This window comes from Bacteriovorax sp. HI3, from assembly GCF_059738875.1.
In genome coordinates this window covers 3,265,998-3,288,980 of record NZ_AP026946.1, presented here as the reverse complement: position 1 = coordinate 3,288,980, position 22,983 = coordinate 3,265,998, and the positions used below count along the sequence as shown (strand labels likewise).

General features: G+C 40.8%; 26 protein-coding genes. 11 read left to right on the top strand and 15 right to left on the bottom strand.

Annotation, left to right across the window (positions count from 1 at the left end):
• Window positions 1–8: 8 nt before the first annotated feature.
• On the bottom strand, window positions 9–398 hold the full coding sequence (locus AC6JA8_RS16305; RefSeq protein ID WP_497974745.1) for a hypothetical protein: 390 nt from the start codon (window positions 396–398) through the stop codon (window positions 9–11).
• Window positions 399–487: 89 nt separating this feature from the next.
• On the opposite strand from AC6JA8_RS16305, the gene AC6JA8_RS16300 reads away from it, so the two are divergent.
• Genes AC6JA8_RS16300 through AC6JA8_RS16290 form a run of 3 tightly spaced genes read left to right on the top strand, consistent with a single transcriptional unit; the run spans window position 488 to window position 3,404 of the window.
• Complete coding sequence (locus AC6JA8_RS16300) at window positions 488–1,729, top strand: ATP-binding protein (protein WP_497974744.1); 1,242 nt, start codon at window positions 488–490, stop codon at window positions 1,727–1,729.
• A complete protein-coding gene (locus AC6JA8_RS16295) occupies window positions 1,726–2,250 on the top strand; it encodes a response regulator transcription factor (protein WP_497974743.1) in 525 nt (174 codons plus the stop codon). Before AC6JA8_RS16300 ends, AC6JA8_RS16295 begins: the two co-directional genes overlap by 4 nt.
• A 44-nt stretch (window positions 2,251–2,294) precedes the next feature.
• Window positions 2,295–3,404, top strand: coding sequence for a 2-aminoethylphosphonate aminotransferase (locus tag AC6JA8_RS16290; protein WP_497974742.1), 1,110 nt, complete (start codon window positions 2,295–2,297; stop codon window positions 3,402–3,404).
• Window positions 3,405–3,575: 171 nt separating this feature from the next.
• Here AC6JA8_RS16290 and AC6JA8_RS16285 read toward each other — a convergent pair whose 3' ends face one another.
• Window positions 3,576–4,916 (bottom strand): O-antigen ligase family protein, encoded by a 1,341-nt coding sequence (locus tag AC6JA8_RS16285; protein ID WP_497974741.1) that lies wholly within the window; start codon window positions 4,914–4,916, stop codon window positions 3,576–3,578.
• Window positions 4,909–5,433: an SLBB domain-containing protein gene (locus tag AC6JA8_RS16280; protein ID WP_102244869.1), complete on the bottom strand. Its 525-nt coding sequence runs from the start codon at window positions 5,431–5,433 to the stop codon at window positions 4,909–4,911. The genes AC6JA8_RS16285 and AC6JA8_RS16280 overlap by 8 nt, the downstream gene beginning before the upstream one ends.
• Before the next feature lie 129 nt (window positions 5,434–5,562).
• Here AC6JA8_RS16280 and AC6JA8_RS16275 point away from each other — a divergent pair, with 129 nt between their 5' ends.
• Together AC6JA8_RS16275 and AC6JA8_RS16270 are read left to right on the top strand one after the other, a co-directional pair.
• Window positions 5,563–6,777, top strand: coding sequence for a GumC domain-containing protein (locus AC6JA8_RS16275; RefSeq protein ID WP_497974740.1), 1,215 nt, complete (start codon window positions 5,563–5,565; stop codon window positions 6,775–6,777).
• Complete coding sequence (locus tag AC6JA8_RS16270; RefSeq protein WP_497974739.1) at window positions 6,743–7,351, top strand: YkgJ family cysteine cluster protein; 609 nt, start codon at window positions 6,743–6,745, stop codon at window positions 7,349–7,351. Before AC6JA8_RS16275 ends, AC6JA8_RS16270 begins: the two co-directional genes overlap by 35 nt.
• Here AC6JA8_RS16270 and AC6JA8_RS16265 read toward each other — a convergent pair whose 3' ends face one another.
• A complete protein-coding gene (locus tag AC6JA8_RS16265) occupies window positions 7,352–7,744 on the bottom strand; it encodes a MaoC family dehydratase (RefSeq protein WP_158649723.1) in 393 nt (130 codons plus the stop codon).
• A 40-nt stretch (window positions 7,745–7,784) separates the two neighbouring features.
• Between AC6JA8_RS16265 and AC6JA8_RS16260 the strand changes: the two genes are divergently transcribed.
• Window positions 7,785–8,771 (top strand): hypothetical protein, encoded by a 987-nt coding sequence (locus tag AC6JA8_RS16260; RefSeq protein WP_497974738.1) that lies wholly within the window; start codon window positions 7,785–7,787, stop codon window positions 8,769–8,771.
• On the opposite strand, the gene mtnC is transcribed toward AC6JA8_RS16260, so the two are convergent.
• The 3 genes from mtnC to mtnB are packed head-to-tail and all read right to left on the bottom strand — an operon-like array spanning window position 8,768 to window position 10,619.
• A complete protein-coding gene (mtnC, locus tag AC6JA8_RS16255) occupies window positions 8,768–9,448 on the bottom strand; it encodes an acireductone synthase (RefSeq protein ID WP_497974737.1) in 681 nt (226 codons plus the stop codon). The two genes, AC6JA8_RS16260 and mtnC, sit on opposite strands and share 4 nt — an antisense overlap.
• The gene (locus AC6JA8_RS16250; protein WP_102244863.1) at window positions 9,445–9,966 is read right to left on the bottom strand and encodes a 1,2-dihydroxy-3-keto-5-methylthiopentene dioxygenase; all 522 of its coding nucleotides are present in this window, start codon (window positions 9,964–9,966) and stop codon (window positions 9,445–9,447) included. The genes mtnC and AC6JA8_RS16250 overlap by 4 nt, the downstream gene beginning before the upstream one ends.
• Window positions 9,967–9,968: 2 nt before the next feature.
• Window positions 9,969–10,619, bottom strand: coding sequence for a methylthioribulose 1-phosphate dehydratase (gene mtnB, locus AC6JA8_RS16245; protein ID WP_497974736.1), 651 nt, complete (start codon window positions 10,617–10,619; stop codon window positions 9,969–9,971).
• Window positions 10,620–10,744: 125 nt separating this feature from the next.
• On the opposite strand from mtnB, the gene AC6JA8_RS16240 reads away from it, so the two are divergent.
• Window positions 10,745–11,884: a methionine aminotransferase gene (locus tag AC6JA8_RS16240; RefSeq protein WP_497974735.1), complete on the top strand. Its 1,140-nt coding sequence runs from the start codon at window positions 10,745–10,747 to the stop codon at window positions 11,882–11,884.
• A 34-nt stretch (window positions 11,885–11,918) separates the two neighbouring features.
• Here the strand turns inward: AC6JA8_RS16240 and AC6JA8_RS16235 are convergent, their stop codons facing one another.
• The 7 genes from AC6JA8_RS16235 to AC6JA8_RS16205 all read right to left on the bottom strand — a co-directional run bounded on the left by AC6JA8_RS16235 (window position 11,919) and on the right by AC6JA8_RS16205 (window position 19,011).
• Window positions 11,919–12,302 carry a hypothetical protein gene (locus AC6JA8_RS16235; RefSeq protein WP_497974734.1) on the bottom strand — a complete coding sequence of 128 codons (384 nt, stop codon included), beginning with the start codon at window positions 12,300–12,302 and terminating at the stop codon, window positions 11,919–11,921.
• A 14-nt stretch (window positions 12,303–12,316) separates the two neighbouring features.
• Window positions 12,317–12,610 carry a hypothetical protein gene (locus tag AC6JA8_RS16230; RefSeq protein ID WP_497974733.1) on the bottom strand — a complete coding sequence of 98 codons (294 nt, stop codon included), beginning with the start codon at window positions 12,608–12,610 and terminating at the stop codon, window positions 12,317–12,319.
• A 126-nt stretch (window positions 12,611–12,736) separates the two neighbouring features.
• Window positions 12,737–15,868 carry an efflux RND transporter permease subunit gene (locus tag AC6JA8_RS16225; RefSeq protein WP_497974732.1) on the bottom strand — a complete coding sequence of 1,044 codons (3,132 nt, stop codon included), beginning with the start codon at window positions 15,866–15,868 and terminating at the stop codon, window positions 12,737–12,739.
• Window positions 15,865–17,292: a TolC family protein gene (locus AC6JA8_RS16220; protein WP_497974731.1), complete on the bottom strand. Its 1,428-nt coding sequence runs from the start codon at window positions 17,290–17,292 to the stop codon at window positions 15,865–15,867. The genes AC6JA8_RS16225 and AC6JA8_RS16220 overlap by 4 nt, the downstream gene beginning before the upstream one ends.
• Before the next feature lie 3 nt (window positions 17,293–17,295).
• Window positions 17,296–17,964 (bottom strand): TetR/AcrR family transcriptional regulator, encoded by a 669-nt coding sequence (locus AC6JA8_RS16215; protein ID WP_497974730.1) that lies wholly within the window; start codon window positions 17,962–17,964, stop codon window positions 17,296–17,298.
• A gap of 106 nt (window positions 17,965–18,070) precedes the next feature.
• Entirely contained in the window at window positions 18,071–18,466 is a 396-nt protein-coding gene (gene msrB / locus AC6JA8_RS16210) for a peptide-methionine (R)-S-oxide reductase MsrB (RefSeq protein ID WP_102244855.1), read from the bottom strand.
• Entirely contained in the window at window positions 18,463–19,011 is a 549-nt protein-coding gene (locus tag AC6JA8_RS16205) for a CopD family protein (protein WP_497974729.1), read from the bottom strand. Before AC6JA8_RS16205 ends, msrB begins: the two co-directional genes overlap by 4 nt.
• Window positions 19,012–19,041: 30 nt before the next feature.
• Here AC6JA8_RS16205 and AC6JA8_RS16200 point away from each other — a divergent pair, with 30 nt between their 5' ends.
• On the top strand, window positions 19,042–19,668 hold the full coding sequence (locus tag AC6JA8_RS16200; RefSeq protein WP_497974728.1) for a histidine phosphatase family protein: 627 nt from the start codon (window positions 19,042–19,044) through the stop codon (window positions 19,666–19,668).
• Here the strand turns inward: AC6JA8_RS16200 and AC6JA8_RS16195 are convergent.
• Window positions 19,648–20,250 (bottom strand): hypothetical protein, encoded by a 603-nt coding sequence (locus AC6JA8_RS16195; protein WP_497974727.1) that lies wholly within the window; start codon window positions 20,248–20,250, stop codon window positions 19,648–19,650. The genes AC6JA8_RS16200 and AC6JA8_RS16195 overlap by 21 nt on opposite strands.
• A gap of 155 nt (window positions 20,251–20,405) precedes the next feature.
• Here AC6JA8_RS16195 and AC6JA8_RS16190 point away from each other — a divergent pair, with 155 nt between their 5' ends.
• From AC6JA8_RS16190 to AC6JA8_RS16180, 3 genes are all read left to right on the top strand, one after another.
• Complete coding sequence (locus tag AC6JA8_RS16190) at window positions 20,406–21,329, top strand: hypothetical protein (protein WP_497974726.1); 924 nt, start codon at window positions 20,406–20,408, stop codon at window positions 21,327–21,329.
• A gap of 51 nt (window positions 21,330–21,380) precedes the next feature.
• Entirely contained in the window at window positions 21,381–22,154 is a 774-nt protein-coding gene (locus AC6JA8_RS16185) for a hypothetical protein (RefSeq protein ID WP_497974725.1), read from the top strand.
• Between the two features lie 212 nt (window positions 22,155–22,366).
• On the top strand, window positions 22,367–22,981 hold the full coding sequence (locus AC6JA8_RS16180) for an LpoB-related protein (protein ID WP_102244849.1): 615 nt from the start codon (window positions 22,367–22,369) through the stop codon (window positions 22,979–22,981).
• The last annotated feature ends 2 nt before the right edge of the window (window positions 22,982–22,983 follow it).

The window sequence follows — 22,983 nt, the reverse complement described above, 5'->3', positions numbered from 1 at the left end:
TTCATAAATTAAAGCTCAACCTTGACTCTGTTTTCTTCTACGATTTGTTTTTTATCATTTAAGAGTTGAAGGCGAAGAAACCAATCGCCCTTCATTCCACCCATGAAGTAAATTTTTTCAACTAAATAATCGTCAGGAGAGACTGGAGTGATAACGACCGGACGAGAGCCGTGTTCGTGTCCTGCGGCCATCACCATCCAAGGAATGACGTTAAGAGAGTAACTGCTGTTATTTTTTAACGTGATAGTGGCACTAGTGTACTGATTAAAAACCGGTGTGTTTTGCCATTCTAATTTGGCGCAAACATTATTTTGAGAAAAAGAAATTTCACCTTGTTCACAGGCATAGGCTTTGATATTAAAAAAGGCACAAGCTAAAAGAAGTGTAGCGATTTTCATAGTAGTCTCCGGTAAAAGATAGACTGGTTATAACTAAAAAATGGACCCTTGTAACTGCAACATATTGGTGCAGTCTGGACGATTAAAGGATGCAAACCTTACCTAACCAATTGAGAAAATGGCTTTTCCCGCTGGGAAGCCAACTTAATGAGAATTTATTGAGGGCCTCTCTCATTATTTCTCTGCGCTGGGTAATTCTCCTGGTGGAGTTTATTACTGCAGTGGCCTATGGTTTTATGGGTAAGCTCCTGTGGATAAACTATGCTTATATTGTCCTAAGTATTGTCTTGATGGTGGTCTTTAATACTGTTGTGACCATTACTCTTAAAGGCAAAGAAAAGGTGAGTTCGAGCTTTCTTGCCTTCCAGCTTTTCTTCGATTTACTTCAGCTTTTTATCTTCCTGAAGCTTGTGATGTCGAAGGCCAACCCGTTAATCGAAATTTTTTACCTGCCGCTTATTGTGTCTATTATTGCTTTGCCGTTTGTCTGGAATTTTATCTATTCACTGGCCGTTGTTGCTGTTGTGGGAAGCTTTTATCTTTCATCAGGGGCCGATCACCATAACTACCATCACTTTTATTCTCATCTTTTTACGATGGGACTGATTTGTTTCACTTTGAATCTTTTGATGAGCTTCATCAGGCATTTTCAAAAGCGTTTAGAAACGCTTCAGAATTATAAACAACGAATGGATCATTTAAAAGTTGTCGGTGCAATGACTTCCGGGTTTTGCCACCAGATGGCAACACCACTTAATACAATTAAACTTCGTCTCGATCGCATGAACCGTCACCAGGCTTATTCCCAAGATGATTTAAATTCTGCTTTAATGGCCTTGGGGCAATGTGAAGTGGCCCTGCGCGATTTATCAGAAATGCGCGCAGAAAAAACTATGGGGATGAGAGAGAAAATTGACCTTAAGATTTTTTGTCAGAGTTTGATTGCCAACTCGTACCCAGAAATGAAGTTGCTCATTGATGAAAAAGTTCAGTCGGTGTCATGCCATCCACAACTCCTGACTCAGACACTTCTGGATCTTTTTGACAATGCTTTTGATGCTTCAAAATACCAAGTGCAGTTGGCGATTTACCAAGACAATGACTTCATTCATTTTGAGGTGATCAATAGAGAAGCCATTATCTCTCCTGAGGTTCTATCAAAATTAGGCGAGCCGTTTAATAGTACAAAAGAACAAGGTGCTGGTCTTGGTCTCTTTAATGCTTTTAACTCAGCACTAGTGATGAATGGGACATTTAAAATTTTTAATAAGAATGAAAACGTCCATGCGCTTTTATCCCTGCCTGTTATCCTGGAAGAGGTGCAAGCATGAAAATTCTTCTAATTGATGACGATGAAAACTTCGTAAGCTCTTTAGTCTTAGAATTCCAGGACAGAAATATTGATGTCGTGGGATTCTCTCGCTTCAGCGACATTCCACAAAATCTTATTTTAGACTCTACTCACGCCATTGTTGACCTGAGATTAAAAGGTGAAAACGGACTCAACATCCTGGTAGAATTAAGAGAGTTAAACCCTGCGATGAAAATGGTGATGCTCACTGGATTTGGGACGATTTCCACAGCAGTTGAGGCCATGCGCTTAGGGGCCATTAACTACCTCTCTAAACCAGTTTCTTTTGATGTTCTTCTGCACACTCTGCAAAATGCACAAAGCGATGAAGTGACTCTTTCTGAATCGGAAATGACACTTGCCGAAAAAGAGCGCGAGTACATTGAATATGTACTAGTTAAGTGTGACGGAAACATTTCTAAAGCGGCCAAAATCCTGGGCCTTCACCGCCAAAGCCTCCAGCGTATGCTTAAGAAATACCCCTTCCACAGAGGCGAATAAAAGGTTAAGATGCCTCACATTTTACTTTTTCACCCAAGGCAAACATGAAAACTGTTAAGCGCAATGTTTTATTAAATCCAGGTCCGGCAACAACAACTGATACAGTTAAAAACGCGATGGTTGTTCCAGATATTTGTCCAAGAGAATTGGAGTTTGGCGAGCTGACTCTTTCTGTGAGAGACGATTTAATTAAAGTGGCCCGCGGTGAAAAAAACCATACATGTGTTCTTTTAACTTCTTCAGGAACTGGTGGTGTTGAAGCTTGTTTAACATCAGTTATCCCAATGGATAAAAAAGTCCTGATCGTTAATAACGGAGCTTACGGTGAGCGTATGCAGGCGATCTGTGATGCTTATGGAATTGCTCACGTTGATTACAATATCCCAGCTGGAAAGCCGGTTGATTTAGTTGAATTAGAAAAGATGATTCAAGCTCATCAGAAAGATTTATCTCACGTTGCTTTCATTCACCATGAAACAACTGTAGGGATTTTAAATCCACTAAAAGAGATTTGTGGTCTTGCTCACAAGTACAAACTAGAAAATATTGTCGATGCCATGAGCTCGTTTGCTGGAATGGACATTGATGTAGAAAGAGATGAAGTGGATTACCTGGTTTCATCTTCAAATAAATGTATCCAAGGAATGGCGGGAATCAGCTTTGTTATCGCTAGGCTTGAGAATTTAAAAAAGACAACGTCGATTAAGAGAAATTTCTATTTCAACCTGATGGCGAATTACGAATACTTAAATAAGAACAAACAATTCCTTTTCACTCCACCAGTGCAGACTCTATACGCTTTAAGACAGGCAGTGACTGAGTATTTCCAGGAGGGAGCTGAAAACCGTTTTGCCCGTTACGCTTCAATGTATGAAGTGATGAAAAAACGTGTGAAGGAATTAGGGTTTGAATTCTTAGTTGAGGAAAAACACCACGCTAAACTTCTGACGGCCATTTTAGACCCGAAGAGCCCGAACTATTCATTCAATGAAATGCACGACTACCTTTTTGAGCGCGGCTTTACTATCTACCCAGGTAAAGTAGGAAGTATCAACACTTTCAGACTCTCGAATATTGGCGCGATTTATCCTGCCGATATCGAAGCATTTCTAAAAGTGTTCGAAGAATACTTGAGACTAAAAAAGATCATCTAAATCGAGAGCGGCGAACAGAGGACATTTTTAGGATTAAAGTTGTGGGCTTACACCAACAGCAATAACCATAACGATAAGACATAGAATAATAATGTCGAGCTTACTAATTTTGTTCCAGATCATAAAAACTCCCGAGACTAATTAATAATGAATCGCGAGTTTTTATATTTTTTATTGAGGATTGCCAACACTATCTGAAATTTTTATTGGTTTCTTAACAATTGACCCCCATTCCTGGCCTAAGTAGCCGAAAACCATCCAGTAGAGTCTGTCGCCCATGCCGCCTAGCGAGAAGTTGGCGTGGTAAATGATAAAAACCGGAAGGTGGGAAAGGAGAAAAAGCGCCATGGTCTGGCGGTCGATATCGTCTTCTTTAAGGCCTTTTAACACCCCGACGATCATTAGAAGATAGGCGATAATCGAGAGAATGAGGAGTGGATAGCCACCGATAACTCCGGCCGACACGAAGAGGTTGTGCGGGTCTTTAAAAGAGTTGTAACTTTCGACTTCAATCCCTTCTTTAGCACCGCTAAAAAACTTATAAAGAAGCCCGTGACCGAAGTAAGGACTTTGTTCAAACATTGTCCAACCACGAAACACTTCATCCATTCTGGTTGAGACCCCATCTTGAGCAGGTCTTAGTCCAAAACCAGTTTTTCCGGTCGTCACTTCGTACATAAATTGCGAAGTCGGAGCACCAACTAAAAGAATAGAAATCAAAAGGCATGAAAGGAAAGTGAACTTAAATAAACGCACTGATCTCTTTTTCGAACCGTAGATAAGAATTCCTACAAAGCCAGTGATCACAATAGTTCCAAAGGCCGCTTTGGTTGAAGTGGCAAGAACGGCGAGAGTGATGATGAAGAGCCCTAGGATTTTTAAAAGTGTGTTGTTTTTAAGCGTCCAAGGTTTGTCCTGGAAGATTTTGGGGAAAAAGAAAATAAAAGAAGCTGTGCTGGCGGTGACCATGTGTGGGATGTGTTTAAAAAAGCCAACAAAGCGTCCACCGCGAAACATGAAAGGAAAAAGGATCGGCAGAAAAAGCACACTGGTAATAACTAAAAAGGTGCTGGCCTTATTCATCCAATCACAGAATTTTCTTAAAGGAAAAACAGCGGGGACAATCACGCCGTAAACCAGGATGAGCATGATGGCCATGCCAAGACCACCGAGCTGAACGAGTACTGATTGAGTGACGTTTACCAGAGTGATTTGAAAAAGTGTCTGGATGGTTAAAATGGCAATCAAGGTCCAGATAAAAACTTTGTAAAATTTAGACAAAGGAAAATTACTGCGATTTTTTAGCCAGTAATAAATCAGGATCAGGGCAATGACGACCTGAAGTCCGAAGTTAATAAAAGGGTGAAGACCGTATTGAAAAATAAAAGGAGGGATCGAGTAAGGAACGATCTGCATCCATTTAAACGAAAGTTTTGAAACAAAGATCAGGACAATAAGCGTGATACAGCAAAAGTCGATAATCTTTGAAACGGAAAACTTAGGCTCAATCATTTAATTTATCTTTAATAACAACGGCAGTTAAAAGAGCAGTTAATACAACCGAAACGATTGAAATAATTCGGAATGAATCATTGCTGATAAGTGGGCTCTTATTTTTAATTAAGACAATGTCATTTGAATTCAGAGTGTAATCGTTCTTTGCACCGGCCTTTAACACTTCTTCAAGATTCACGTTTAAGCTTTTCTTTTCTTCACCGTTAGGTGCAATGACATTTTGCTGATCATTTCCGATGACGATGTTTTCTAAGTCGGCTTCATTGTTTGTTCCACCGGCAAGAGAAAGTAGAGTTGTCAGTTTCATATTGGCCGGCACGTGATAGAGTCCAGCATTTTTTACGGCACCAAGAAGACGAATAGGAATCAATTCCTGATTGGGATAGGATTCGAAAACAAATTCAGAAGGGGAGCTGAGGTTGTATTTTGAAGCTTTGCCCGATTCAGATGTTGCGGCGAATGTTTGATTAACTAAAATACTGTACGTAAAAAGACAGATAATCAGGCGTCTCATTATATTTCCCTCTCTAAAACTCAAATAAGGATATTTTCTTTATGATAGCAGAATTATTTTTAAATAAAAAATTATATAGCCTTTAGAGATTAGAATATTCGTCGATAAGATATTTAATTCAGGATAATTATGAACTCAAACGAAGAGATTACTCTACATCAAGTCTTGCAGATTTTTACTAGAAGATGGAAGTATCTCCTGATGCTTGCTCTGCTGTTTACTCTCGCCGCACTGGTGAAACATAAGTATTTTCCAATGTATCCTGGAACAGGAAAACTCATTATTAAAGACGTTCGAAACAGTCAACTACAGTTGGTGCTTAGCTCTGTTGCCGGAGGAACGGAAGTCTCTCCTGATGCCAAAGGTGATGATGTTGTTGATCGTGCAGAAACAGTTCTTGATACTCACGAATTTTATGTGGCACTCGCTAACAGATTGATCCAGATTAAAAATGAACAAAACTCTCTTCCTCTAAAAAACTTTTTTAAGAAGTTTGAAGGAAAAGAAACTGATCCGGAATTTCCTCACGACGTAGGAAATGCTCTTTCAGGAATCCTTTCTTTTAATAGCGGTAAAGGGGGAGTGTTAACGATTAATGCAAAAACTTATAATCGTGAACTCTCAGTGATCATTCTCAATGCGGCACTTGAAGAAGCGCAGAAAAACCTTATTGACCGCGAGCTTGAAGATCTAAATCGCGCCGAAAATTATTTTAATGAAGAAATTAAAAATGCCCGCACAAAACTGGATTCAATTGAAAACTCTACTGTGCGCAAGCTGCAGAAGAATCAAATCCTCTCTGTTGATTTGGAAAAGGGTGATAGCTCGAAGTATATCAGTGAACTAAAAAAGAACATCAACGATACTAAAATCGCAATCTCTAATAACAACAGCAAAATTGAAGCGCTGACAGAAAAGATTAAAAAGAATGGGGCGCGCGATTTAGGTGTTATCAGCAAGTTTAATGAATCATCGCAAATCAAGATGCTGGAAGATGAAAACAAAGACCTGCAAATTCAACTGCAAACTTACCAGACATACCTGAAAACCTATGAAAATCAGAAGACGGGTCTGGTTCCAATGCAGTACGAAATCCAAAAAATGAACGCTAACCATGATTTTGAATACAAAATGTTCGCGTCTCTTAATGACAGTTTGGCGAGAATTGGTTTACAAAAGACATATGTGAAGAACAAAGTGGACATCCTGGAGAGAGAAAGACTTTCAAAGGTGCGCTCGAGTCCTTCGCTAATAATAATGGTTCTTATTTCTTTGATGCTTTCACAGGTCATTGGGATGTTTAGCATTTATGTCTACGAACTCTTTAAACCTCAAAAACTTTGAAGAACTCTCGCAGTCTATTTTGCGTGAGTACGGCGACATTTCCGAAAAATTCCACGCCTTCCAGCACAACAACCAACTTGATTGTGTCAGAGGTTGTGGAAAATGTTGTTTTAAGCCCGACATTTATTGCTCACCAATAGAACTTCTTCCCCTGGTCCTTGAACTTTTAAGAAGAGGAGAGGCACAGGCCGTTTATGATAAATGCTTAGAGAGCAAAGAAGAACGATGCCCTTTTCTTCAGGTGGATAACGCTGAAAGATTCCAGGGCAAATGCACGGAGTATGCTTTCCGTCCGCTCGTTTGCCGCACCTTTGGTGTCTCAGCAAGACATGGGAAGAAAAACAATATCGAATACTCTGTTTGTAAAATACTGAAGGAAGAAAAGGCCACCGCCTTCCAGTCGCTGGTGGATAGCAATTATCCACATACCCAAGAAGATCTCCCATATATTGATAGCGCCAAACACCGCCTGACAACACTCGACCCACGCTTCCTTGAGGAAGAACACACCATAAAAGAATCTTTAAAAATAATTCTGGAAAAAGTTCTGCTATACGCTTCGTACGCTGAGTAATTAGCGCGCGGCCCTGATGAGAGCTTCACCAGAAATGCGAAGAGTGTCGTCTGCACCAAAAGCTTCAGTCTTTACCGTGAAGATAGGCTTTCCTTCTTTTTGAGCAATCACTTCTAGTCTGTAGGTTAATACATCATCGACATAAACTGGGGCGTGGAATTTAAATGTTTGGCTTAAATAGATCGTGCCGGCACCGGGGAATTCATTGGCAAAAATTTTAGAGAAGTGTGAAGCGGCCACCATACCATGAGCAATTCTTCCTTTAAAACCTTGGGCCCTTGCTGCTTCATCGTCAAAATGAACAGGATTAAAGTCACCAGAAAAATCAGCAAATTTTTGAATATGAGCTGAGGTTATGGTAAGTTTTTCAGTATGAATATCTCCAGTTTTCACATTGGACTCCTTTAAGGTTTTGATAAGGGTATTTTAGTTAATGAAATTGATTTTGGCATTGTCTTTTTTCCTGATAAGTTTTAGTGCTTTTTCTTATGAGAAAGAATTTGTAATCACTGAGATCTTAAGTGATGACGTGGTGAAGGTTCACAGACTGGCCAGTGATGTGCTTGTTGAGCCAGGTGATTTGCTTCTTGTTTATTCACATGAAAGTAAAAATATCCTGGGGTATGCTCGTGCCGAAGTGATGAATATCGGACCAGATCAATTCACGGCGACGATTATCACTCATAATAAAAGTGGGATTATTCGTCCGGAAAACTACCTGAGAAAAATTGACCTCACTAAAACTAAAAATGAAGACATGCCAGCTCGATTTGACCTGGTCTTCCGTGAAAACAGGAAAGCCGCCGCTAAATACCGTCCACTTGTTTATGCAGGTATAGCCCAGGGATTTACTGCCTCAAACCTTGTGAAAAAAGAGTTTCTGTTAGGTCCTTCCATTTTAGGTTATGGGATCACTTCATGGTGGCAAGTCAATACAAACTTAGTTTCTACGATGTTTAAGATCTTAAACGTGTCATTTAAAAATACACTTTTTAGAAATGATGATTATGAACTTTCCATGGAAAATGGATTTCAGTATTACCATGAGAAAACAAGAGGCTCATATCAAGCGACGTTTTACCTGGACACGGTCTCTAACTCCAATTTCAATTCTTATTTTAAACTTAGAGCCTTTACGCAAAAGCCTCAAGATGAGTACCTGTATAACTCTGAAGAATATAAAAAGAGCTTAAACTTAGAATTTACGTTGTCGTATGGTTACTTATTCAATAACTGGAATCGTCTTTTGTTTGGTCCAAAAATCGACGTTAACAAAAAGAATGTAGGTGGGGTTATCGGCTACTACATCATCGACAAAGAGTTTCATACCATGATTGGTGTTTCTGCCAATGATTTCTCAAGCTTTAAAGTTGGAAAAGAAGGATATTTAGTTAACCTTGATTTCTGGTGGCGCTTTTAGAGTTTGATTTCGCTGAAATCGCGCGCTTTCGGGTGATCCCCTAAAACTACATCATCTTGTCTCACCAGTTGTGTCGTCTTCATTCCAGCGCTTCTGGCCGCATCCAGTTCTTCTTTGATATCTGAAAGAAAAAGAATGTCTTCTGCAGGAATGTTGAGTTCAGCAATGATGTTTTTATATGAGTTCACTTCGCGCTTGTGACCTACGGCCGTATCAAAGTGATGACTGAAAAAAGGACGAAGGTTTCCTTCTGTTGAGAAACCAAAAATAAGATGCTGGGCCTTCACTGAACCTGATGAGTACACACCAAGTCCAAGACCATTTTCCTTCCACTTTTTAAGGGCAGGAAGGACGTCTGAGTACACGTGGCCTTTAATGGCCCCACTAGCGTATCCCTCTTCCCAAATTTCTCCCTGAAGGGATTTAAGAGCAGGGTGCTTGCGGTCTTCTTTGATCCACTGAAGGAGAAGATCGCCCGCTTGTTCGTCGTTAATTGTCTGTTGGTTTTCTTCTAATGCCGTCTTCTTTGTTAAGTTTAAAGCTTCCTGCACTTCTTTTTTTGAAGCGTGCTTTTGGATGTATTCTTTCATTCTTTCTTTAGAGAAAGGAAAAAGCACATCGTGGACAAAACTAATGGCAGTGGTTGTGCCTTCAACGTCAGTGAGAATGAACTTCATGGATTGTAACTCGCATCGACACCAGAGTTTGTATAGTGCGGAACCCATCCTTCAATGTTTGAGAAGATACGGATGGCCTTTACAAAATATTTTGGGTGCAGGTCAAACCAGTGACGGAAGTTCTTAGGCACTGACATGAAGTCGCCAGCGTTACAAGTCACAGCGATCACTTCATCGTTGTCTAAGTGAAACCAGAAGATCCCTTCGCCATCGACAAAGAATCTGATCTCGTCGTCTGAGTGGCGGTGTTCCTTCATGAATTTTTCTCTGATGGCCTGAAGGTTTGGAGTCGCTGGAGTGACGTTGATAACGTCAGCTGTCGGGTATCCATATTTTTCCATGAAAGGCTTTAGCTCGTGGGCGTAAGCCGCCAGGATCGTCTCTTGATCAGCATCGTCGGCAAGCTTTGTATTGGCTTCCCATTTTTCGATCATAATCTTATGAGCGTTTAAGTATTCTTTGATTTTTGGAAAATCTGTAATTGTTTCGTTGGTTTTTGCCAGGAATAACTTTGCCATGATTATCCAATCCTTTTGTTAGAGTTCAGATAGTATTTAAAAATATATTCAAAAACTTCCAGGTGTCTTTTTGCCTCTTCAACACTTTCACCCCAAACATAAATCCCGTGACCGCGAAGAAGCAGCCCGTAGCTATTTGGTTGAGAAAGAATCGCTGGTTTTACTTCTTCTGCCAGTGACCTGATATCTTGAGTGTTATCGAAAACCGGGATGTTGATTTCCAGTTCGTGAGTTTTAATTCCCTTGAAGCCTTTTAGAAGTTCAAGGTTCTTGATTGTTGCAAATTGTTTTCCAGGGAAAAGATCGGCAAAAAGAAGTGAATCTAAAATATGGCTGTGAAGAACACAGTTAGCTTTTGTGATTTGGTAAATGGTCAGGTGAATATCAGTTTCATCAGAAGATTTTCTTCCTGAGGCTTTGTAGTCTTCATGCATTTCGCGAGTTTGATAATAAAGTGGAAGAAAGTTGTCCTCAGTAAATTTACTTTTATCAATTCCAGACTCTGAAACCAGGGCGATATCCGGGTTCGTTTTTGATCTCAGAGAGTAGTTCCCTGATGTGGCCGGGTTGTGTCCCAAACTGTTCATAACACGAACAAGGGCCGCTAGTTTTTTTGATTCTTCGTAATCTTGAGCACTGATGATAAATGACACGTGTGAACCCTTTTTTGAGAGGAGAACATTAATTTGTCGGTATATACAAAATTGGGCTTTTTTTGGCCAATACAATGTAGTAAAGATTGTTAAGATTAGTTAATTTTTATCTTGAGGAAGCGCTTATGAAGCCACTAAACAACACTGTAGAGCAGTTTACTGAATCCATCTTTTCCACCATGACAAAAATGGCCATGGAAAATAAGGCAATTAACCTCTCTCAGGGCTTTCCTGACTTCGATGGGCCTTCATGGGTAAGCGATTTAGCTGTTAAAGCGCTTAAAGAGGCCAAAAACCAATACGCTCCTTCAATGGGAGTTTTGTCTCTCAGAGAGGCCATCGCTCACAATTACGCACGTTTTTATAACTATCAAGTCAATCCCCTTAGTGAGGTTGTTGTTACTAACGGAGCCACTGAGGCGATCTTTTGTGCTTGTTTAGCGCTTTTAAATCCAGGAGACGAAGTTGTCGTATTAGAGCCTTTTTACGATTCTTATTTAGCATCGATAAAGCTTGCTGGGGCCAAAGCAATTCCTGTGACTTTAAAAGCACCGGAATTCCACTTTGATATTGAAGAATTAAAGGCCGCTATCTCAGATAAGACTAAACTTTTAATCGTCAACAACCCTCACAACCCGACAGGGAAAGTGTTTACTGCAGAAGAAATTAAAATCATCGGCGACCTGGCAAAAAAGCACGATTTCTACCTGCTTTCAGATGAAGTTTATGAGTTCTTAACGTTCGACGTTGCTCATAAACCAACGGCGACTTATGAAGACTTAAAAGAGCGCACGATCACGATTTCCTCAACTGGAAAGACGTTTGGTCTAACTGGATGGAAAATTGGTTGGGCTATTGGACCAGCTGCTTTAATTAAAGCTATCCACAACGTTCACCAGTTCTCAACATTCTGTGTGGCCCATCCATTACAAGTAGCGATGGCCGAAGCACTGATGAAAATGGATGAATACCTGGTGGAGTTTAGAGCGGACTATAAAAAGAAAAAAGAGCTTCTGGTAACTGGGCTAAAAGAGCTTGGATTCAATGTCCTAAGTCCAAAAGGAACATACTTTGCGATGGCGCTTTTACCAGAAGGTGAAAACGATATCGATTACTGCAAAAAACTTATTGTTGAAAAGAAAGTCGCGACGATTCCAACGTCGGCCTTTTATATCAAGTCAGATGAAGGATCGCGTATGATCAGATTCTGTTTTGCCAAAAAAGATGAGACGCTTTTAGGCGCATTGGAAAACTTAAAGCACTAAAACAAAAAGGCCCTCTTTCGAGGGCCTTTTTTTATTATTCAAATGAACAGCTTACATCATAAGTTCTAGCAACCACTTCACCGTAATCAAGAACCAGTTCACCCGTTCCAGAGTTTTGGTCGTAGTTTAAAATAATCACAGAGTATTGAGCTTGTGGGTCTACAACGTGTAGTTGAAGTAAAGGTCCTTCTCCCCAGTATCCTACAACTTGTGTTTTAGAGATCTTGGCTTCTGTTCCATCTACCGCAATGGTGATGTCACCAATGAGAGGGTTCCCAACCACATGCCCAGTTGAGCCACTGATTTGGATGTCTGTTTGATCCATAAGTGTTGTAACTTTAGCATCACAGAAAAATCCACCTGAAGCAAACGAGTTCAGAGAGAAGAGAAGAGCAGATAAAGCGATTGTTGATTTCATAGATAACTCCTGAGTTAAATTTCTCTTGAGCAATCAGCAGAAATCACACTATTCACTTTGCCATTTTTTAGTTCAAGTTGAACTGTACAGTTCCACTTTGAGGCGTCTGTTTGATTTTCGCTGCAGCTCTTTGTTTGGTATTTACTGTAAACAATATAGTTGGCCAGTCGGTACTCCTGGCATTTCACTCCAGGAAGTTTTTGGTAAAGGTCGTAGGCTTCTTGACCAGAGATCGTCTGGAATTCACCGGCCATTAACGAGCCTGAAATTGAAAGCAGAAGTAACCCTAAACCGATTAGTTTTTTCATAAATTCTCCCGTAATTGGGAGGACTATATCATAGCGGGAAATTTGGTGGTGGGAGGTTGTATTTTCTTCAGGCTAAACAAAAAAAAGGCCCTCTTTCGAGGGCCCTTTCCATCAAAATTGTGCAGATTACTCCGCGATGAAGATCTTCTTTAAGATGTTTCCAGACCATACTCTGAATCTTTCGATATAAGAGTAAGCGGCCGGAATAACAACAAGGGTAAGAAGTGTCGAAGAGATCAACCCTCCGATAACCGCGATCCCCATTGACGTTCTTTGTTTAGAGGCTTCGTTTAACCCGATTGCAAGAGGTAACATACCACCAATAAGGGCAAAAGACGTCATAAGGATAGGGCGTAGTCTTGCTTTACCAGAAGCGATGATTGCTTCAGCTAAAGTTTTTCCACCTTCAACTTGTTGGTGAGCGTAGTCCACCAGAAGAATTGAGTTTTTAGTAGCAACACCAAGAAGCATGATACATCCGATCATCGAGAATAAATCCAGCGATGCTCCGGTAATAGCAAGAGCGTAGAAAGCTCCACACATTGCCAGCGGAAGAACGAGCATGATCGTAAATGGCGTTACAAACGACTCGTATAGAGAAGCGAGTACGAAGTAAATAAACATGATTCCCAGACCTGCGGCCACAACCATGTTAACCATTAGCTCCTGGAAGTTCTCAGCTTGTCCTACGAATTGGTATCTCATGTTTGACGGCATTTTGATTTCCGTCTGCATGATTTTGTTAATATCAGCAATCGCACCACCCATACCTGGACCATTTGGAGCGACGTCAGCTGAAAGCTGAATGTAACGACCGCGGTCCTGGCGGTTGATGTTTGCTGGCCCTGTTGTATCAAGTGGCTTAGAAACAGCATTTAGGCGAACAAGAGAGTTGTTGATGTTTGGAACGTAAATACTGTTGAAAGCACCTTTGATATCGCGTTGGTCTTCTTTCATACGTACGCGGATATCATACTCTTCCCCAAGCTCTCTAAAGACAGCTGGAGTCGCACCTTCTACTTGAGTTCTTAGTTCAGCTCCTAATAGAGTTGTTGAAACCCCAAGTCTTTCAGCTTTATTTCTATCTGGGATAACCTGGAATTCAGGTTTTCCCGGACGGCTTGAACTTACAACGTCCAGAAGAGCAGGGTGGTGCTTAATTTTTTCCATTAACATTTCAGAGTACTTTTCAATCTCTTTCATGTCGTCACCAACGATGTTGACGTTGAATGGACGTTGTCCACCACCAACAGCATCGAAGTCTTTTACAACTGGATTTGCGTAAGCAAACGTTTTCAGCTGTTCACGTACATTGGCCTTAACGTCAGATGTTCTGACACCCGGTCTTTGCTTAGAAGGAATAAGTGTTACGAAGATATCAGCTTTTTCTGGCTGACCGTTTTTATCACCGACAGTTAGAAGTGTAGAAGCAACTTCTTTGTTCTTGCGAACAGCTTCATCAACTTGTTTTGCAACTGTGTTCATCCCGTCCAAACTTGTTCCTGGTTTAAGGTCAACTGAAACCATGAATTCACCCGCATCCTGAGGAGGAAGGAATGTTTTCGGAACGTATTTAAGGGCCGCGAAGCTGGCAATAAAAATAATGAAAGACAGGATAAGAACGATGAATGGTCTCTTTAAAGTAAACTTTAAAACACCAACATAAATATCTTCTAACCATGTCTGGAAATCGTTGAACTTGTCTAAGAGAACACCAACAGTATTATCCCAGATTCCTTTTCTTTCTCTTTTTACACCAGGTTCATGGTGTTGGATTTTTCCAGCGAAGTAAGCTGAAAGCATCGGTGCCATCGTCAGGGCGTCGAAAAGGGAAATGATCATGGCAAAACAAACTGTCAGACCGAACTCTTTAAAGAACTGACCAACAACTCCGTCAAGAAATGAGATCGGAGCAAATACGGCGATAACAGTTAATGTTGTTGCGATAACGGCCAGGGTTACCTCGGTCGTCCCTTCAATAGAGGCCTTGACCGGATCGGCCCCCATCTCTATATGTCGGAAGATATTTTCTCGAACTACGATGGCATCGTCGATCAAGAGACCTACGGCCAGAGAGAGAGCAAGAAGAGTCATGATGTTAACGGTAAAGCCTGCCGCCGCTAGTAGAATGAAGGCACCTAATAACGAGTTCGGTAGAGCAAGACCGGTAATGATTGTCGATCTTAGAGATCCAAGGAAGAAGAATACTACGATGATCGTCAGGATGATCCCGATGATGATCGTTTCATAAACGTCGTAAACGTTGGCATCAATTTGCTTAGAACCATCGCGAACAATTTGTAAGCTCAGTGGTTGATTCTGCTCTTTTAGGTTCTTGTTGATTTTTTCAAGCTGCTTTTTAATCGCTTTTGCTACACCGATTGTGTTTGATCCAGACTGCTTATACACGTTTAGGATAACTGAGTTTGTCCCGTTGTAATAAGCGTATGTTTTTCTCTCTTCAAGGGAATCTTTTACAATACCCACATCTTTAACTGTGATCGGCACGTCGTTGCCTAAGAAGTTAACGATAGTAGATTCGATTTCATTGATGGTTTTGTACTCACCCAGCGTTCTAAACACCGAGTCTTTGCTTGATCCAGAAATTTTACCCGCTGGAATGTTTTGCCCTGAAATCTTCAGGCGCTCAGAAACTTGAGAAGCTGAAATCTCGCGCGCTTTAAGTTTGTTGCGGTCAAGTTCAACTTTGATTTCTCTTTTGCGTCCACCGAAAATTTCAACCAGACCAACCTGGTTGACTTGTTCGAACATCGGCTTGATTTTTTTATCTACGTATTGGAACAGTTGACCATCTGGAAGGTTTGAAGCAACCGAGATTGTCACGATTGGCTGATCGGCCGGGTCGATTTTTCTAATAACCGGCTCATCAATATCGGTAGGTAGTTTTTTTCTTGCCGCAGAAACTTTATCGCGAACCTGCTGTTCAGCGTACTTGATGTCTACGTCGAGGTTGAACTCGGCGATGATGATTGAAACAGCTTCAAGGTTTTGTGAAGAAAGCTTTTTTAGTCCTGGAACGTTTGAAAGTTCTTCTTCATAAATTTTTGAAACAAGTGTCTCAACTTCTTCGGGTCCCGCACCAGGATAAGTCGTAGTAACAGTAACGATCGGGAACGTTACGTTGGGAAAGAGGTCAACAGGAAGCTTGTTTAAAGACAGCCATCCTACGACCAGAATCACCGTTACGATACACGTAATGAAGACGGGTCTTTTGATTGATAACGAAGCCAAATTCACTTGGCACCTCCAGCACTAAAAATTTTTAATTGGGCATAAATGTTAAGTAGGTCTGTTTCAGTCTGGATTCTAAGAATTTCTGCTGAAGCGTTGTCGACTTCGAAGCTTAATACCTGGAATGTAGTTGTTCTACCGTTATTCAAACGGTTTCTTTCATTCGTGGCCTTTGTTCTTTGAGCATCAGAAATTTTTTCTGCCAGGTCTAGTTTTACTTTTGCATCAGCAAACTTAGTTAATAGATCATTCCATTCTCTGTCTTGATCAAAAACTTTTCTTTGGTAGTTGTATTCAGCTGCAATTTGTTCTTTTTTGTAACCATCAATCGCAGAACTTGTTGTTCCAAAGTCTAGTGGAGTGCTAAATCTCACACCAATCGCGCTTGTTGTATGGTCTGTCTTAAAAGAGTTGCTGATAGCATCAGCGCGCTCAGGGTCTCTGCCGTTAAAAGCGTATGAACCGTAAACTTCAAAAGTCGGTCTGTTTCTTTCAATTGCCAGAGCAGCGTTTGCTTTAGCAAGATTTTGTTGCTCAAGAGCTGCGAGCGTATCTGCACGGAACTCTGCTTTTACCGGAGGAGTTAGTCCTTTTAGGTTTTTACTGTCAACAGGCTCTAGTTCTTCACTTACTTCACTGCTGTCAATTCCTCTTAGCGAGTTGAATGATCTCTCAAGAAGGTTTTGCTGTTGAAGAGCGCTGTTTAGTTCGTATTCGCGAAGCTTGAAGTTTGAATCGGCCTGAAGGAAGTCAGATCTTTCAGCGAGACCATTACTTAAACGTCTTTGGTTCCAAGCTCTGATTTGTTGAGCGCGGCCGAGAATATCTTTTTGTACTTGAATAACTTTTCTTGTTTGAGAAAGTGACCAGTAGATAGACTCTGCATTTGTCAGCGTTGTTTGAACCGTGAAATCTGCAAGGTGCTTTGAAGCTTTGGCCTGAGAATCAATCAGGTCAGCTTGAGCCTTATTTTCTTTTCCGTTCCAGTTTCTCCATAGAGACTGTGATAGTTCAAGCTTGGCAATACCATCGTTGAAATCAGCAAGAGGAACAAATGTCTGTCCCGCATTGTAGATTTTTGTGTGGTAAAGGGTGTAGCTTAACTGGCCTTTAAGACCAAAGTTGAAATTCTGTGCAAGACCTGCTGTCACATATTGAGTGTCTGTGCGGTCTCCCTGTGTTGATGTGTTGGCCACAGGTTTTTTGTCCACCATCATTTGGCCCTGAGCAAAGATGCTCGGACGGAAAATCAGGCGCCCTTCTTCTTCGCGGGCCTTGGTTCCTTCTGCCACTAACTTGTTAGCAACTACACCTTGGTTTTTTTCCTCTACTTGCTTTAAGTAATCAGCAAGGGATAGAGGAGCAGTGTAACCTAAGCTCGGCACAAGCAAACTTGCCGCGAGTAGGGACTGCAGACGATTGCGATTCATAAATCATAGCTCCTGAGTTTTAATACCATCAAATACAATGGTGATAAGATTATTGATAAATTGGGTTCTATATTCTTCGTTTTTTAATGTTCGTTGATAGTATTTCTCACCGACGTGATCCACTCTCAGACTAGTTGTCAGCGAGTGAAAAACAAAAGAGGTGATCTGGTGAGCGTCGACATCTTTTCTTATAATGTTTTTTTCCTGGGCATCCAGAAAAAAGGCATGAAAGAGCGTGTAGACTTTTAAGAAAGTTGATTCAAAAATATCTTGAATAAGTGGATTTTCGATTTCAATTTCACGGCAAATCATTTTTGTCACGTGAGAGTTATCCAGACCGTCTTTGATAAAATCTTCTGCAAAAAGTTTAATTCGAAGTTTAATCTCTTCAACTGATTCAGTTTTGGTGAGAATTTTTTCTGCTTTTTTTAAGCGCTCTTCACCGTAGTGAAAGAAACACTCGCGGTATAGGCCTTCTTTTCCACCAAAATGATATTTGATAGCACTGACATTAGCACCAGCGGCTTCACAAATGTCTCTGACAGAAGTTCCTTCGTATCCTTTCTCACAAAATTGTTTTTTTGCCTCATCGAGGATGAGGTCTTTGGTCTTTTCAGAAGGAAGTGGCTTCTTTCCGAAAATAAAACAGCCTGAGGCCTTATCTCTGCTCATGGAATTCCTTTATTGCGCATGCGTCAAACGATCGTTTGAAATGTTAACACGATCGTTTAAAAAAATAAAACGATTGTTTTAATGCGTAATGGGAACCTAGCAATAATCAGGCTTTATGATGCTTAAGGGCAATGGAGTTGATACAGTATCTAAGCCCAGTTGGGGGAGGTCCGTCGTTAAAGACGTGGCCTAAATGAGAGTCGCACTTAGCGCATCTCACTTCAATTCTCGTCATGCCGTGAGTGTGATCTTCTAAGAGTTTTACGTTTGAAGTTTTTAAAACGTCATAGAAAGAAGGCCATCCACTTCCCGAATCGAACTTTGTTTTAGAGTCAAAGAGCTCAGCGCCGCAAGCACCACAATGATAAACACCAGGCTCGTAGAATGAGTTGTATTTTCCAGAGAAGGGGCGCTCGGTACCGCACATTCTCAGGATCTGGAATTCATCACTTGAGAGTTTGTCTTTCCATTCTTCGTTGTTTTCTGGTTTTTTGTTACTCATGCGCTCTCTCCAGATTTTTGTCTAATGTTTTTATAAATTTTGATTCCGGCAAGCAGGATTAAAATAAAACCGACTAAAGCAACTATTCCATAAACCATATTCATTACACTTTTTAAAATAACTAAAAAGACGATAGCGAATAAAAAAATGGTAGAAATTTCGTTAATAACTCTCAATGCCATTGGAGAGAATGCGATAAGATCATGTTGCTGTTGTTTGAAAATCTTGTGCAGGAAAAAGTGGTAACCATAAAGTCCCAGCACAAAAAGAAGTTTTAACATAAGCCATGGGTGCTGTGTGATAGGCATCCACTGCGAAAGAAGAGAGCCTCCGAAAATAAAAACGGCGAAGGCCGAAGGCCAGGTGATGCCATACCAAAGTCTTCTTTGCATGATTTTAAATTGTTTCTGTAGAATACTTTTCTCAGGCTCTGGTTTTGCGCCCGCTTCGGCGAAATAAACAAAAAGTCTCGGCATGTAGAAGAGTCCTGCAAACCAAGTGACGACAGAAATAATATGTAGTGATTTAAAAATTAGGTAGTTCATTCAAGTGAATTTTAGGATAGATTGCTGACTATGAATAGAGTGTTTTACATTTTTCGCCACGGAGAAACAGACTGGAACAAAGAGCGTCGCTGCCAAGGGCACACCAATACGCCGCTTAACCAGAATGGTATCCAGCAAGCTATGGAATTAGCTGAGCGTATGCTCCATGTTCCTTTGGACATCGTGGTAACAAGCGACCTGGAGCGTGCGTTGACTACTGGGAAAACGGTGGCCGAAAAGAAGTCGGTGCCACTCGTGATTGATGCCCGCCTGCGTGAAATGAGTTATGGAGAGGCCGAAGGGATGCTTTTTGAAGATGCAATCAGCTCTTTTGGTCCGGAGCTTTGGCAGAAACTCATGTCGTTTAAGAAAGAAAATGACCATGTGGGATTTCCAGGTGGAGAGACCAGACAGATTGCCCGCGAGAGATTTTTAGCGGTTCTTCATCATTTGATTGAAACCACTTCACACCAGGCCATTGGTATCAGCACTCATGGGGGGGCACTTAGAAATGCGCTTCACAGTTTCTTGCCGGAAGATCAGCCAATGCTGGCCATTCCCAATTGTGTTTTATACCGTCTGGTTTATGATAGCGCAGAAAAAAAGTTTATCGCTGAGGCTGAACCTTTTAATTGTCTATTGACCGAAAAAGTCTGAGAAACTTTTGTTCATGTAAAATCTGACACCGAGTTGAGCTGTTAATGTGCTCTTGCTGTCGCCCATAGGAAACTGGATAACCGAAGCATAGAGGTCCCATGTTTTTCCGCCGAAGATATCGATGTTGGCCCCGTAAAAAATATTAGAGCTACTCTTGTCATCTTCAATTCCATAACTTGTTTTGGCCGCAGATAAAGAGGAAGCACTCATCGAATTGGCAAAACTTTGTTTGTAGCTGTTAATTGCGTATCCGATTTTTAAGCTGAGATGATTGTTTAAAAAAACATTCAGGTCCAGACCAAAAGTTTTTCCTTTGTGGACAATCTGGTTGGCCGCTCCATCGTGATTAATATCAGCATCGAAAGAGTAATTTCTGTAAAAGATTCCGACTTCGACATAGTTCATCTTTGATCCAAAAGCGATTCCGTAAGTCGGGCCTTTTGGGTTGGCATTAAGAGAGTCAAGTTTGTCACTCTTAAATCTACCTATTCCATAATCAGTGCGAAAGTATGTTTTCGAATCTGATGCCTGAAGAGTTTGAGTAAAAGAGATGAGTAGAAAAAACAAAATTATTTTTTTCATAGTACTCAACTGTTCGAGCCTAAGCAAAAAAACCATTAGTATTCTCAAGAGAATCTCAAGTTTTCGGCAAATAGTGCCATTAAATTTTATTGAATTGTGAGTCTGCTACTATTGAAGTTGAGTAAGCATATTCATACTTACAAGGTAGTTTGGTAGTGAAACATTTTTTAAAATATTTTTTCGTAACCATTATTGTTTGTCTGATGTTTGGATGCAAACAAGATAAAGCTGTACCAACATCATCAAGTCAATCTTACTTGATCAAACCAGGTGATATCCTCGCAGTAAATATGACTTCTGATTCACTTCTGCACTTTGATTCCAACGGCGTCTATAAAGGAGTGTTGTACGATGTGGACAATATTGGTGAATCTCTTTATGGGATTGCCTGGAAGTCAGATACCAAAGAAATTATTTTCACTGTCAATGGAGCGCCAAGAGTAGGGGCCATCTCTGTTGTTGATGGCACTTATAGAAATCTCATTACAGATGCCAATCTGACTGGAACGCTGAGGGGATTAACTCAAATTTCAGGTGGAGATATTTTGGTTATTGAGACAGCAAACGTTGAGCGCTTTACAACAAATGGAGTGAGAAGAACATCTGTCTCAGGTGTGACGTGGCCGAATACTTTTAGTGGGACGGCGGCCCCCGAGCAGATTGAAACGACGGCCAATGGAGAGTTGATTCTTTGTGGATCGGCCAATGTTAACCGCTTTACGACAAATGCAGTTCGAGTTGGAGCAGCCGTTGTTTCTGCGATTGCTGGAACGACTGCTGCAAATGGATGTATTGAAATGAATAACGGCTCAATTGCCGTTGCTTTTAGCGGAACAACGGATACGATCCGATCGGTGGGATCGGGGATGACTCAGGCATCGATAGCAACCATGTACTCAGACCTTGCCGTTTTAGCGTCACCTCGTTCGTTGACGAAAACCCTGAGTGGCAATTTGCTTACCGTTGATTCAGCTTTTAACCAAATAGTTGAGATTACGCCGGCCGGAGCTTTTGTGCGGACACTGGGCGGAGGAGTCCTGGGGACGCCGAATGCAGTTTTTTCCGTACCAAATTACTAGGTTTTTTAAAAAACCATTTTCGTTCTAAGATATATCCAGCGAGGTATTTTTATGACTTTTAAACCATTACTTTTATCTTTAACTCTCATGAGCGCTCTTCCGGCATATTCAGCAACAAAAAATCTTTGCGACGATATGATTGCCAGCGGGAAATCATCAGAAGAATCGATTAAGAAGTGTTTGGCCAAATTAGGTGAGTCAGATACTTATAAAGAAAACCAACAAAAGAAAAAATGGCAGGAAGAAGCTGATGCTGCAAAGTCATCAGAAGAAGCTGCAAGAAAAGCCAATATCGAATCAAAAAAATTCACAGCGCTTGAGCTTGATGAAGCAGGATTTGGTAAAGCATTTTATGCCATCAGAGTGGATTACAGCAATCCAAGAAAACCAAAAGAAAAGAGAATCACGGAAGGGGATGCTCTTTGTAAGTATCTTGGATATGAAAAGTCACTTAAGAGTATTGTTTCAGCTGAGATCATGCCTCAGAACGCTAACAAAAACGGTCTGATCGTAGATACAAACTTTCTAGGCGTTGTTTCTAAAGAACCAGAGCTTTATGTAGATAAAGATGAAAAATACACAGTGAGAAGATACATGGAAATCACTTGTGCAAAAGTTAAGTCTAAAGATGTGACAGGAACAGCTGAAGAGCTTTCTAAAGTGACAGAAGACCTGATTGTATTAAACCAGGAATTGAATACACCAAAGAAAGATGAAACAGCTGGTGTCAACGATGGTCCAAGAAAGCCTGCCGGGAAAACGGAAAACGGATATAAGAGACCTGATTGGGCGACTCAATCGCCTTCACAAAGTGTTGCGAAATAATTCTTAATAAAAGGCCCGCCTAGAGCGGGCTTTTTTTTTGCCTTTTTTAAAAAACGTACGCACAGCGCGAACACGCATTTTCCCAATGAAAAATCTTTTTTGCGTACAGGTTTTACTCATCTCGTTATAAGAATTCCAATAATTCACCTTGAACCAAAGCGATCCTCCTCCTAAAATCTTCTCATAAACTTTAACCCGAAAAGGAGTTCTTAATGAAAGCAAGTCTTACACTTGTCGCTATCGCTATGACTGTTCTATTAACCAGCTGTTCAAGCTTTAAAGCCGAAAGAGTGGACGGAGCTAAGGGAGATGAGAAGGCCCTGACAATCACTGATAAGTGGGTTCTAAAAGATACAGAAAATGCAGTTAAAGATATTCTTGAGCAAATCCAAAAGCACAAAGGTTTCCAAAGATACCTTGGTGAAACAAAGAGAAAGCCAAAGATCTTCATCATGGAAGTTCAAAACGAAACTTCTGAGCCATACTTTCCAATCGCTGACATGAACGATGAACTTCTTAACGAGTTCTCAGCTTCAGGTGAATACACAATTATCGACAACCAAGGTCGCGATAAAATCTTAAAAGAAGTGAAGTACCAGGCAGAAGGTATGGTTGATCCAGCCCAAATGGTTCAGATCGGAAAACAAACAGGTGCTGACCTTATCATCCTTGGTGCAGTTCGTATGAACCCAGAATCAAGAGATGGAAGAACAATTAAGCAATACACAGTTAACATGAGAATGACGAACCTTAAAACTTCTGAAGAAGTTCTTCGCGTACGTTCAAAAGCACAAAAATACTCTGAGCAAGCTAAGTCTGGTTGGTAATC